This window comes from Flavobacterium lotistagni, from assembly GCF_011392125.1.
GTDB lineage: Bacteria > Bacteroidota > Bacteroidia > Flavobacteriales > Flavobacteriaceae > Flavobacterium > Flavobacterium lotistagni.
The window spans coordinates 247,335-259,165 of the sequence record NZ_JAAJBU010000001.1 but is presented as its reverse complement, the minus strand read 5'-3'; the positions used below and the strand labels follow the sequence as shown (position 1 = coordinate 259,165).

At 42.8% G+C, this 11,831-nt stretch carries 11 protein-coding genes; 2 read left to right on the top strand and 9 right to left on the bottom strand.

Annotated features, from left to right (window positions below; genetic code table 11):
- Window positions 1–5: 5 nt before the first annotated feature.
- Together fbaA and tamL are read right to left on the bottom strand one after the other, a co-directional pair.
- On the bottom strand, window positions 6–1,073 hold the full coding sequence (gene fbaA / locus G4D82_RS01130; RefSeq protein WP_166333554.1) for a class II fructose-bisphosphate aldolase: 1,068 nt from the start codon (window positions 1,071–1,073) through the stop codon (window positions 6–8).
- 104 nt (window positions 1,074–1,177) lie between these two features.
- Window positions 1,178–3,724 carry a translocation and assembly module lipoprotein TamL gene (gene tamL, locus G4D82_RS01125; RefSeq protein WP_166333552.1) on the bottom strand — a complete coding sequence of 849 codons (2,547 nt, stop codon included), beginning with the start codon at window positions 3,722–3,724 and terminating at the stop codon, window positions 1,178–1,180.
- 39 nt (window positions 3,725–3,763) lie between these two features.
- Between tamL and G4D82_RS01120 the strand changes: the two genes are divergently transcribed.
- Window positions 3,764–4,495 carry an RNA methyltransferase gene (locus G4D82_RS01120; RefSeq protein ID WP_166333549.1) on the top strand — a complete coding sequence of 244 codons (732 nt, stop codon included), beginning with the start codon at window positions 3,764–3,766 and terminating at the stop codon, window positions 4,493–4,495.
- On the opposite strand, the gene porT is transcribed toward G4D82_RS01120, so the two are convergent.
- From porT to G4D82_RS01100, 4 genes are all read right to left on the bottom strand, one after another.
- The gene (gene porT / locus G4D82_RS01115; RefSeq protein ID WP_166333547.1) at window positions 4,482–5,186 is read right to left on the bottom strand and encodes a type IX secretion/gliding motility protein PorT/SprT; all 705 of its coding nucleotides are present in this window, start codon (window positions 5,184–5,186) and stop codon (window positions 4,482–4,484) included. The genes G4D82_RS01120 and porT overlap by 14 nt on opposite strands.
- A gap of 7 nt (window positions 5,187–5,193) precedes the next feature.
- On the bottom strand, window positions 5,194–5,928 hold the full coding sequence (ubiE, locus tag G4D82_RS01110) for a bifunctional demethylmenaquinone methyltransferase/2-methoxy-6-polyprenyl-1,4-benzoquinol methylase UbiE (protein WP_166333545.1): 735 nt from the start codon (window positions 5,926–5,928) through the stop codon (window positions 5,194–5,196).
- A gap of 94 nt (window positions 5,929–6,022) precedes the next feature.
- The gene (locus G4D82_RS01105; RefSeq protein ID WP_166333543.1) at window positions 6,023–6,508 is read right to left on the bottom strand and encodes a dihydrofolate reductase; all 486 of its coding nucleotides are present in this window, start codon (window positions 6,506–6,508) and stop codon (window positions 6,023–6,025) included.
- A complete protein-coding gene (locus G4D82_RS01100) occupies window positions 6,508–6,831 on the bottom strand; it encodes a 2TM domain-containing protein (RefSeq protein WP_166333541.1) in 324 nt (107 codons plus the stop codon). Before G4D82_RS01100 ends, G4D82_RS01105 begins: the two co-directional genes overlap by 1 nt.
- 108 nt (window positions 6,832–6,939) lie before the next feature.
- On the opposite strand from G4D82_RS01100, the gene G4D82_RS01095 reads away from it, so the two are divergent.
- Complete coding sequence (locus G4D82_RS01095) at window positions 6,940–7,635, top strand: porin family protein (protein ID WP_166333539.1); 696 nt, start codon at window positions 6,940–6,942, stop codon at window positions 7,633–7,635.
- Here G4D82_RS01095 and G4D82_RS01090 read toward each other — a convergent pair.
- The 3 genes from G4D82_RS01090 to asnS all read right to left on the bottom strand — a co-directional run bounded on the left by G4D82_RS01090 (window position 7,630) and on the right by asnS (window position 11,671).
- On the bottom strand, window positions 7,630–8,241 hold the full coding sequence (locus G4D82_RS01090) for a hypothetical protein (protein WP_166333537.1): 612 nt from the start codon (window positions 8,239–8,241) through the stop codon (window positions 7,630–7,632). The two genes, G4D82_RS01095 and G4D82_RS01090, sit on opposite strands and share 6 nt — an antisense overlap.
- 8 nt (window positions 8,242–8,249) lie before the next feature.
- Complete coding sequence (gene rpoN, locus G4D82_RS01085; protein ID WP_166334264.1) at window positions 8,250–9,713, bottom strand: RNA polymerase factor sigma-54; 1,464 nt, start codon at window positions 9,711–9,713, stop codon at window positions 8,250–8,252.
- A gap of 524 nt (window positions 9,714–10,237) precedes the next feature.
- On the bottom strand, window positions 10,238–11,671 hold the full coding sequence (gene asnS / locus G4D82_RS01080; RefSeq protein ID WP_166333535.1) for an asparagine--tRNA ligase: 1,434 nt from the start codon (window positions 11,669–11,671) through the stop codon (window positions 10,238–10,240).
- Window positions 11,672–11,831: the final 160 nt, after the last annotated feature.

Sequence of the window (11,831 nt, the reverse complement as noted above, 5' to 3'; positions counted from 1 at the left end):
AATAATTATAGGGTGTTGACGTTATTCAAATCGGCGAACGCTTGCTCCAATCTTTTGTTGAAAGTCATTTCTCCTTCGCGTACCCATTTTCTCGGATCGTAATGTTTTTTGTTTGGCGCATCTGGGCCTTCAGGATTTCCAATCTGCGTTTTAAGGTATTCGATGTTATTGATCATATAATCGCGGATGCCTTCAGTGAAAGCAAACTGCAAATCGGTATCGATGTTCATTTTGATGACGCCATAACTGATCGCTTCACGGATTTCTTCTAAAGTAGAACCCGAACCGCCATGGAAAACAAAATCCACCGGATTGTGCTCGGTATTGAATTTTTGTTGCACGAAATCCTGCGAATTTTTCAAGATTTTAGGCGTCAGTTTTACGTTGCCCGGTTTGTATACACCGTGAACATTTCCGAAAGCTGCCGCAATGGTGAATCTTGGCGAAACTTTCATCAACTCTTCGTAGGCGTAGGCCACTTCTTCAGGTTGGGTGTAAAGTTTTGAGCTGTCTACATCTGAATTGTCCACACCGTCTTCCTCGCCACCGGTAATCCCGAGCTCGATTTCTAGGGTCATGCCCATTTTGCTCATGCGCTGCAAGTATTCTTTACAGATTTCGATATTTTCGTGGATAGGCTCTTCAGACAAATCAATCATGTGTGAGCTGTAGAGCGGTTTTCCGGTTTCGGCAAAATGTTTCTCACTGGCTTCCAACAATCCGTCCAACCAAGGCAATAATTTTTTAGCACAGTGGTCGGTGTGTAAGATTACCGTGGCGCCATAAGCCTCAGCCAAAGTGTGGATGTGTTTCGCACCAGCGATTCCACCGGCAATAGCTGCTTTTTCATTGGTGTTAGGCAATCCTTTTCCTGCATTGAACGCTGCTCCACCGTTAGAAAACTGTATAATTACCGGTGCTTTGAGTTTGGCGGCAGTTTCTAAAACGCCATTAATCGTGCTGGATCCGGTAACATTTACTGCTGGAAGCGCGAATCCTTTTTCTTTGGCATAACGGAAAATTTCCTGAACTGCATCGCCGGTTGCTACGCCTGGTTTAATATTGTGAGCCATGATTGTGTGTTTAAAATTTAAGTGTACAAAAATAAGAATTAAAGTAGTTGGCTAATATGAATTCGAGTTTTTTTTAAGCGCAAGTCCGAAAGGCGATGCTAACTTTAGAATGGGTAATTGATTCCGATGTTCAGCACCGAATGTCCGAAATTGTAGTCTCGGAACCATTTCTTGTTGCCTTCATCCGACGGATTATAAGTCTTGAAACCGAAGTCAAATCGGAACACAAAAAAACTAAAATCGTAGCGCAAACCGAAGCCCGATCCGACCGCAGTATCGCCCAGAGATTTGATTCCGCTGAAGACGGCTTTTTCATCCTCGATATTGTCGAAAATATTCCAAATATTGCCCGTATCGATAAACAAAGCACCATTGAATTTTGCAAAAAAGTTGAAGCGAAACTCAGCACTGGTCGCAATTTTAAAATTGGCTTCGTTGAAATCATTGAGCGCCGAAGTTCTTCCCGGGCCTAACGAATAAGATTGCCAAGCTCTATTATCGTTGGATCCGCCGGCAAAATAGCTTCGTGAGAAAGGCACGCTTTCTGAATTTCCGTACGGCACCGCCAAACCGACAAAGCTTCGGAAAGCCAGTACTTTTCCGCGTTTGAAATCCCAATGTTTAATATATTCCACTTCGCCTTTGATGTATTGTGAATAAGCGACTTCAAAAATCGTTTGGTTGACACCTTGGGTTCCGGTTTGTTTAGACAAGTTCGCCAGCAGCGACAGAAAATTTCCTGCCGATTCTAATTTCGAGCGGAACATGTGAAAATTCTCGTGGTAAATATCGCGTTTGGTCGATTTAGAAACTGAAAAACTGCTGGCAAAAATTAAGTTGTTCTCAGTGAGTCTGGCCGCACGTTCCAGAATACTGCTTATGGATTTGGCATCTTCGGTTGTCGGGGAAATCACATTCGAATTGACATCTTCAATAAAAGCTTCCACACCGTTTGGAATCAAAAGTTCACCTCCGGAGAAATAGGCCGGGTTCGCATTGTACTTTATTGCCAAATTATTCAGTGCCAAAAACGAAGATTGGTACACATTGAAATAATTGTTCGGGTTGATGTTCTTCACGTATTGCACATTGAACAAATCAAAACGGAACGAAGTCTGTCGGTTCAAATTCCAGTTGTAGGTAAGCGCACCGGTGAAATTTTCCTTGTCGAGCCCAATGTTGCGCTGTTTGGAGAAACCCATCGTGAGCGCCGTAGAAGGAATCATGCTTTTGGGAATGATCTTATCGGTATTGAAGAACATGAAAATTCGAGGGAAATTGAGCTTCATGTCGACTCCATAATCCGAAACATTGAAGAACCGATCGTCCGGATTGGCCAAATCTTTAGACGAACCGATGTTGCCGCGAGTTGCAATTTCAAAAGTTTCTGCGCCGTTGAAAATGTTCTTGATCCCGAAGGAAAGACTACCGGAAATACCAAAATCCTGGATGTTCGAGTGCGTAAAATCAATCCCGTAACCGAAGCTGTATTTCTCTTTTTGCGTCAGATAAATATCGGCAATCAATGAGCCGGTCAAGGTGTCGTTCGGATTTAACCGATAGCGAATCGTCGGGTAATTGAATACTTTCAAATTGGTCAGATAACGCGTGGAAAGATTAGTGCGCAAGTCTGAAAAGTAACTGCCCTGATTGATGAAAACTGCATTGGTAATGGCTTTAGGCTTGTATTTGAGTTTGCCTTTACTATAAAGATTGAAATTAGAATAAGTGGTTTTCTTCTCGGAAACCGATGAAGTGTCTTTGGCGTTGTAATCAGTGTAGATATTCACCTCGCTGATTTTGTAGAGTTGAAAAGGTTCGGTTTTAATAGAATCGCCGACACTGTAGGAATAATTGTCAATCTTGATGTTGACGTTGGTTTTGTAATTTCCGTTCAAGGTATCGATAGCATAATTCACATAAGTAGGCTGGAAAAAAAACGCGCCGTTGTTTCTGAAATGCGTTGTGATGCGGTTTTTCTCGTTATCGAAATCAGCGATATTGTATTGTCTGGCGGGTTTGAGAAACGAATTAGCTTGTTGGGTTTTATACAGCGAATCCAGTGCTGGCGATAGAATTGTAGTGCGAATTGTATCGAGTATGTAAGGCTTTCCGGTGGTGATATTGTATTTGATTTTAGCTTTTTGGATGGAAGTAGAATCGACTTCGTAATTGGCTTTGACATTAAAATAACCTTGGTTGAAATAATGGCTTTTGAGTCGCTGTTTGGATTTTTCGGTGCTTTTCAAATCGAGAATTACCGGTGGCTCGCCGGTAGTTTTCAAAAATTCGTGAATGCCCGCATACCAAAACGAATTGCCTAACCGGTTGACTTGTTTTGCAGAAAGCCACTTGGATTGGTGTGCATATTTGGCCGGATCTTTAATGAATTTCGATTTGTAGATGGAATCATGGTTGAGTTTGGCCAGATTGTATAAATGCAAGCGCAAGTGAAAGCCGCCAATAGACGTGTTGGGTTTCTGATATACCAGAGCAGTGATATTCTCAGCGTTGACTTTCTTATCGTTGACGATAATCTCGGATTTGGTCAGCAGCCTTTTTTTCTTAGGCACCCTTTTGAGCGTATTACAGGCAGCGAGAAAGATTCCTATTAGAAGAAATAATGATATTTTTGTCCAAGGGTTTCTCAAGGGTGCTCTACAATTTAATTTCAAAAGTACATTTTTTCTATGGTTAGCAAAAACCAAATCAAGGTAATCGCGAGTTTGCAGCAAAAAAAATACAGGGCCTTGCACCAAATGTTCGTCGCCGAAGGGCAGAAAGTGATTCAGGAACTGATCGATGCCGATTTTGAGCTGGTACAACTGCTAGTCACCGAAGCTATTTTCGAATCGGTTGTCTCTGATAAAAAAACTTTGTTGACCGCTGCGGAACTTCAGAAAATCAGTGCTTTGAATGCCGCGAATAATTGTTTGGCGGTTTTTAAAATTCCAGAGCCCAAACCCATAATTGAAAAAGGGCTGATGCTTGCGCTTGACGACGTTCGCGATCCGGGCAATCTCGGTACAATTCTCAGAATTTGCGATTGGTACGGTATTACGCAATTAATTTGTTCTGAACAAACCGTCGATCTTTACAATCCGAAAGTAGTGCAAGCCACAATGGGCTCGATTGCCCGAATGCATGTGCATTATCTCGACTTAGAAGATTTTTTGAACCAAACCCAACTTCCGGTATACGGCACCTTCATGGACGGCAAAAACATTTATAAAGCAACTTTGCCTGAAGAGGCCATAATTGTTTTAGGCAACGAGGCCAATGGGATTAGCCAATCGATTAGAAAAATAACCAAAAATAAAATTGCGATTCCTCGTTTTGGCTCACAAACCGAAAGTCTCAACGTGGCTTCTGCTGCCGCGATTGTAGTGAGTGAATTCCGTCGCGGATTTAGTGGAAAGTAAAATTGATAAACACCGCCCGAGTTTTCATAGAATTTACATTGCCGGTCCATGGGCTGTTGGGGTCTTTGTCGCGCACGAGTTCATCACCCATACCAAAAACACCGCGAATCGAAGGAGAAAACTTGAAGTATTCTAGATACAAATCAATACCGAAACCAATTTCATAATTTTTGGTCCATTCCTTCACCCGGAATTTTTGCTCAGAATTGTCGCTGTTCGAGGTTTCATTGCTGCCAAGGTTTTTACTCATGGAAAGCCCGCCCACCAAATAAGGGCGAATATTTCCTGTTCTTTGTGAAGAAAATTTCAAAAGCAGCGGCAAATGAATGTAGGTGGCGTTTACTTCTCTGTCGCGGTCAATCGGACGAACTTGTGTGGTGTAAGTCAGGTTGCGTTGGGTATAATATAAACCGGGTTCAAAACGCAGGTCGATATATTCCATCAGTTTCAAATTGCCGACCAAACCCACATTAAAACCAGTAGTTCTGTCGACGTTGATATCCGGACCGTTTTTCTTGTAGTCGAATTTGTAGTCATAAGAGTTAAATCCAAGAAAATAGCCCCAATGGACGCGCTGCTTGTCAAAATTCTCCAAGTGAATAATCGGGTCTTTGCCAAATATCTTCCGACCATGTTGCGCCTGAGTGCAAAATGCAGAAAGCAAAAGAAACAAAGCCAGCAGTTTTTTCATCCTTGTATTATTTTTTCGAAGCGGTATAAATCGTTGCTACGCCAAAAGTTTGCGCCTCGCTCCGAGCTTCTATAAACCCATTTTTGTGCAAAATATTGTTGAGTGCCTCGCCAAAAGGAAATGCCGCTGCCGATTCAGACAAGTAGCCGTAAGCCGAATTATCTTTAGAAAATAATTTGCCAATGAGCGGAAGAATGTACTTGGTATAAAAAACGTAACCCTGCTTGAAAGGCGTTTTGGTCGGGTTGGAAGTTTCCAGAATGACGAAAATCCCGCCGGGTTTCAACACCCGTAAAATTTCGGTCAGGCCGCGATCTAGATGTTCAAAATTTCGAATGCCGAAAGCCACGGTAATCGCATCAAAAGTGTTGTCCTGAAAAGGCATCGCTTCGGAATCGGCGAGCATCATTTCGATTTTTTCCGACAACTGCTTGTGCGCGATTTTCTGTTTGCCTACTTCGAGCATTCCGGCTGAAATGTCCAAACCAATGATTTTCTCAGCCTTAGTTTTTTCGGCCATCAGGATTGCCAAATCACCGGTTCCGGTAGCAATATCGAGTACTGTTTTCGGGTTTTGATCGGCCACCAGCTGAATCACTTTCTGGCGCCATTTCATGTCTATGCCAAACGAAATCACGCGGTTCAGTCCGTCGTAATTGCCCGAAATATTGTCGAACATTTGGGCCACTTGCTCTTTTTTACTGAGTGTGGATGATTTATATGGCGTAATCTTTTCAGACATAAATACTAGGTTGAAAAGCCGATAGAGGTGGCTTAGCTGCGGCAAATATACTATAAACTGAAGAATCTGGAAACTTTAATCGCTGCCGGAGTTTTTAAATCCGAAGGTAGGTCTCGAATGTGAAATCATATTGGTGTTTTTCGTCTTTCGGATGGTACTTGGAGGCAATAAGTTTCCAATGCTTCAAATCAACCTCGGGGAAAAAAGTATCCGCCGGTAAACTAGCGTGGACTTTGGTGAGTTCAATCGCGTCTGCTTCAGGCAAAGCCAGTTGGTAAATTTCCCCGCCGCCAATTACGTAAGTGTCTTCATTTTCAGGAACCATTGCTAAGGCTTCGGCTAAACTAGCAACTACAAAGCAACCTTCAGGAACGAGGTAATCTTTTTGTCGCGTAATGATAATGTGTGTGCGGTTGGGCAATGGTTTGGGGAAACTCTCAAAAGTTTTTCGTCCCATGATGATGTAGTGGCCCGTGGTGAGTTGCTTGAAACGTTTGAAGTCGTCCGGTAAATGCCACAGCAATTCATTGTTTTTGCCCAAGGCAAGGTTCTCGGCTACGGCCGCAATCAGGATAATCATTACGGATTCTGGATTTTAGATTTTAAAGCTTCGATACGCTGTTGTTGCTTCTCGACCAAGCGCGCAATTTGTTCGTGTTCCCATTCTTTGTTCATGAATCGGTCGGTAATGAAAACCTTAATGAAATGTAGCACAAACAAGAAAACCCATAAGGTCACTACCCAAATATACCAGTGGTTTGGCAATCCGTAACCCAAATAAATATTGGAAATAAACAGAAACAAACTACCAATAATCAACAATACAAAATGAAAATATACCCGCTTTTTCTGGCGCAATCTGCGTCGGGCGTTTTCGTATAGTTCTTGTTGCTCTTTATCCATAAATTGATTTTCTAGGAAGAATAATATTGGGGTTAAGCCACACAAATTTACATTTTAATATCAAACTTTAGCACAGTTTTTTTACCTTTAAACCACAAAATCGATACGATGCGTTACTCCTTTATCGGGCTGCTTCTCATTACTTTGAATGTGTGGGCTCAAGACACCAAATTGCCTGCACCGATGATTGCAATCGATTCGCTCTACCGCGAAGACCAATTTTATTTCACCTTTACCTATAATACGCTAGCTAATGCACCGGCTGGGGTTTCTCAGAAGAAATTCTCCTCGGGTTTCAAACTTGGTTTTTTGCGGGATTTTCCTATTAACAAGCAGCGCAACAAAGCGATTGCTCCGGGTCTGGGTTTGTCTTACAACAAATATTTCCAAAATCTGTTCATTACCGAGGTCAATGGCGATCCTTTTTACAGCACGACTGCGCTGGGTGGCAGCTATTCCAAAAATAAGTTTGAACAGGTTTTCATAGATTTTCCTATTGAGTTCCGTTGGCGTACTTCGGGCCCGGAAAGTCATAAGTTTTGGCGCGTTTATACTGGTTTGCAATTCAGTTATTTGCTATTCAACAAATCGGTTTATGAAGATGATTTGTATCGGGTAAGAATCTACAACAACAAAGATTTCAATAAATTTCAAGCCGGAGCATATTTGGCTGCCGGACACAACAGTTGGAATGTCTATGCCTATTACGGAATTCTACCGATTTTCAAATCTTCGGCGAAAGTAGAAGACCAGAGCATCAAACTGCGCGCTTTGCACTTTGGGCTGATGTTCTACATTTTATAACCAAAATACCCATAATGCCAATTGCGGAACAAAACCTATGGCATAGCCAATTGCGAGTTCGATTCCGCTGTGGGCTTTCATCTGCAACCGCGAAGAACCCACCAAACCGCTAACGATAAACAATCCGGAAATTTCCAACAAGGCATGATCAAAATGGTGGATACTCATACCAATAACAAATGCGGTAAGTGCGCTAATTCCAATCATGTGAAGGCTGGCTTTGAATTTTAAAAACACTAGTAAAAGCGCCAAGGTTGTGCTCATCATTCCGCCCAGAAAGAAGTAAAACAATTCCGGAACGTTATCGGTGGTGAAACTCCGCGAGAGTAAAATGCCAACCAAAACCAATTGAATTAACAAAGGAATTTTTCGCTGGTTGATATCGGGAAGCATCATCGAATCTGCTTTGCCGGTAATTTTCAGAAAATAGAGCAGGGTAATGGGCAGCAAAATCGTAATCAGCACCACTTGCGCCAGAATCAGGAACTTAGCCAAACCAGCGAAGCCATTGTCGTAACCGAACAGATAAAGTAAAGTCCCAAAAAGCGGAATCAATATCGGATGGAACAAATACGAAAAAAGCGGCAGGATTTTTTTGAGCGCCATCAGTTGGGTTACATTTTTTTGCGGAGCCGCGCCACCGGAATATCAAGCTGTTCGCGGTATTTGGCAATTGTGCGTCGGGCAATCGGATAACCTTTTTCCTTGAGTAGTTCGGCGAGTTGATCGTCTGGATAAGGTTTGTGTTTGTCTTCTTCTTCCAGAATATTTTTGAGGATTTTCTTGATTTCCAAAGTCGAAACATCTTCGCCCTGATCGTTTTTCATCGCTTCAGAGAAAAATTCTTTGATGAGTTTGGTTCCGTAAGGCGTTTCGACATATTTGCTGTTGGCTACCCGCGAAATCGTAGAAATATCCAAGCCCACACGGTCAGCAATGTCTTTAAGAATCATCGGGCGCAGTTTGGTTTCTTCACCATCGAGGAAATATTCCCTTTGGTACTCCATGATTGCAGTCATAGTCACCAGCAGCGTTTCTTGTCGTTGGCGGATGGCGTCGATAAACCATTTGGCCGCATCGAGTTTTTGCTTGATGAATTGTACCGCATCTTTCTGCGCCGCCGATTTTTCTTTGGACACTTTGTAAGTCTGCAACATTTCCTGATAGTCGCGCGAAACGTGAAGGGTTGGGGCATTTCGGCCGTTCAAGGTCAATTCTAATTCACCGTCGACAATCCGAATGGTGAAATCGGGAACCACATTCTCGGTAATGCGCGAATTCCCGGAAAAAGAACCGCCGGGTTTAGGGTTCAGTTTCTCTATTTCGTGAACTGCTTTCTTGAGCTGTTCGTTGGAAACATTGAATTTCTGTTGCAGTTTTTCGTAATGCTTTTTGGTAAAGGCGTCGAATTGGTGTTCGATGATGTCGGTTGCCAAGGCCACATATTCCGAAGGAGTTTTGTGCTTGAGTTGCAAGAGCAAACATTCCTGCAAATCGCGCGCGCCCACACCAGCCGGTTCTAGTTCGTGAATGATGTGCAAGATTCTTTCGACAGTTTTCTCATCGGTGTAGATGGCCTGAGTAAATGCCATATCGTCTACAATATCGGCAATGCTGCGCCGGATATAGCCCGTGTCGTCAATACTGCCCACAAGGAACTCGGCAATTTCGCGGTCTTCTTCACTGAGCATAAAAGTGTTCAGTTGATTGATTAAATCTTGGTGAAAACTCACCGGCGAAGCCAGCGGAGATTCACGGCGTTCTTCGTCGCTATAGTTGTTGGTTTGGGTTTTATAATCGGGTGTTTCGTCGTTGCTGAGGTATTCATCGATGTTGATGTCTTCGGCTTCGATGGTTTCATTGTCATCAAAATCATCGAATTCGTCTTCATTGTCAAATTCGTCTTTCTCGTAGTTTTCGTCTTCCTCTTTTCCGGCTTCGAGTGCTGGGTTTTCGTTCATTTCCTCTTTCAGACGTTGCTCAAAAGCCTGCGTTGGCAACTGGATCAGCTTCATGAGCTGGATTTGTTGCGGGGAGAGTTTTTGGGAAAGTTTGAGGTTGAGGGATTGCTTGAGCATTTCGTATTTTAATTTGATGGTCAAATTTACAAAGACTTCTTTTGTCTTGATACAAAAGAAGCAAAAAATCAAGGCTCGCATAAAAACAGGCTAAAAATTAAATTGGAAAGCTAAACCAGCTTAACTCACCTTCGGCTCAAACAGAACCTGGTTTTTAACGCTCTCCAATTTAATTTTTTTAACGCCTGTTTTTATGAAGGCCGAAAAGCGGAATGCCATTTTAGCTTTTGGCTCGCCCGCAGCGCCAAAATGATACGCGAAGGGAAAAAATGCCTAGTTAGATAAATCGTCTTCGCGTTTGGCCTTCATAAAATCAGCGTTAAGAAAATTAAGTCCAAAACCGTTAAGAACGGAAAACTGTTTGAGCCGAAGGCGAGTTTTTTCCGTTTAGGTTTTGGACTTAATTTTTAGCTGATTTTATGCTAGCCTTGATTTTTGCTTCTTTGTATCAAGACAAAGAAGAAGAAGCAGAACAAAAAAGTCCAACGAAGTTGGACTTTTAAAGTATTTCAAAAACGAAGTTTTTAAAACTCCGCATTCATCGGCGTCCTAGGAAACGGAATCACATCCCGAATATTCGTCATTCCAGTGACAAACAAAACCAATCGCTCAAATCCCAACCCAAAACCAGAGTGAACCGCAGACCCAAAGCGGCGCGTATCGAGATACCACCACAATTCTTCTTCATCAATGCCTAAAGCCCGCATTTTTTCTACCAATACATCATAACGCTCTTCTCTTTGCGAACCGCCAACGATTTCTCCGATTCCTGGGAATAATATATCCATTGCCCGTACGGTTTTGCCGTCTTCGTTGAGTCGCATGTAGAAGGCTTTGATATTAGCCGGATAGTCGTATAAAATTACCGGGCATTTGAAATGTTTCTCTACCAAGAAACGCTCATGTTCAGATTGCAAATCTGCGCCCCATTGCTCAATGATGTAGCTGAATTTTTTCTTTTTGTTCGGTGTCGAATCTCTTAAGATATCAATGGCTTCGGTATAAGAAACGCGTTTGAAATCGTTCTCCAACACAAAACGCAATTTCTCCAATAAGGTCATTTCGCTTCTTTCGGCTTGCGGTTTTTGTTTTTCTTCGTCGGCCAATCTGCCTTCGAGAAATTTCAAATCATCGGCACAGTTCTCAACCGCATATTTCACTACGTATTTGATGAAATCCTCAGCCAAATCCATGTTGTCGTCCAAGTCATTGAAAGCTACTTCAGGTTCAATCATCCAAAATTCGGCTAAGTGTCTTGAAGTATTGGAATTCTCCGCGCGGAACGTTGGGCCGAACGTGTAAATCTGTCCTAAAGCCATCGCAAAAGTTTCCCCTTCGAGCTGTCCTGAAACCGTCAGATTGGTGTGTTTTCCGAAGAAATCCTCGCGGTAGTTGATGCTTCCATCTTCGGTTCTCGGTAAATTATCGAGCGGCAACGAAGTCACTTGAAACATTTCCCCAGCGCCTTCTGCATCGGCGCCGGTAATGATCGGCGTGTTCACATACACGAAACCTTTTTCCTGAAAGTAACGGTGCACCGCAAAAGCCAATACCGAACGCACGCGCATGATTGCCCCGAACGCATTGGTACGAACCCTCAAATGCGCATTTTCACGCAGGAATTCCAAAGAGTGTTTCTTGGGTTGCATTGGGAATTTCTCGGCATCAGAATCGCCCAAAATCTCCAGCTTAGAAACTTGGATTTCATATTTCTGCCCTGCACCTTGGCTTTCCACCAAAGCACCAACGACCGAAATCGCCGCGCCGGTCGTAATTCTTTTCAAAGTTTCCTCGGGCGTGTTCTCAAAATCCACCACGCACTGGATATTATTCAAAGTCGAACCGTCATTCAAAGCAATAAATTGGTTGTTGCGGAAGGTACGCACCCAGCCTTTGGCGTTCACTTCAGTAAGGGTTGTGTTGCTCTGCAGTAGGTCTTTAACTTTTGTATGTTTCATATTTTTAGGTTCTAAGGTGCTTTGATTTTTAGGTTCTAAGGCTCTGAGTTTCTATGGTTCTGAGGTTAAAACCGTGCAAATATAATTTTTTTTGTTTTCTCGAAGCTGATCCGGCTATCCGCTATATCTTTTCTGGCTTCGCTGGCGCTGCACCACAAAA

Coding starts and splice junctions, on each gene's coding strand:
- asnS (WP_166333535.1), bottom strand. CDS start 11,671: ATGAAACATACAAAAGTTAAAGACCTACTGCAGAGCAACACAACCCTT.
- G4D82_RS01090 (WP_166333537.1), bottom strand. CDS start 8,241: ATGGCGCTCAAAAAAATCCTGCCGCTTTTTTCGTATTTGTTCCATCCG.
- G4D82_RS01100 (WP_166333541.1), bottom strand. CDS start 6,831: ATGGATAAAGAGCAACAAGAACTATACGAAAACGCCCGACGCAGATTG.
- G4D82_RS01095 (WP_166333539.1), top strand. CDS start 6,940: ATGCGTTACTCCTTTATCGGGCTGCTTCTCATTACTTTGAATGTGTGG.
- fbaA (WP_166333554.1), bottom strand. CDS start 1,073: ATGGCTCACAATATTAAACCAGGCGTAGCAACCGGCGATGCAGTTCAG.
- G4D82_RS01105 (WP_166333543.1), bottom strand. CDS start 6,508: ATGATTATCCTGATTGCGGCCGTAGCCGAGAACCTTGCCTTGGGCAAA.
- G4D82_RS01120 (WP_166333549.1), top strand. CDS start 3,764: ATGGTTAGCAAAAACCAAATCAAGGTAATCGCGAGTTTGCAGCAAAAA.
- porT (WP_166333547.1), bottom strand. CDS start 5,186: ATGAAAAAACTGCTGGCTTTGTTTCTTTTGCTTTCTGCATTTTGCACT.
- ubiE (WP_166333545.1), bottom strand. CDS start 5,928: ATGTCTGAAAAGATTACGCCATATAAATCATCCACACTCAGTAAAAAA.
- rpoN (WP_166334264.1), bottom strand. CDS start 9,713: ATGCTCAAGCAATCCCTCAACCTCAAACTTTCCCAAAAACTCTCCCCG.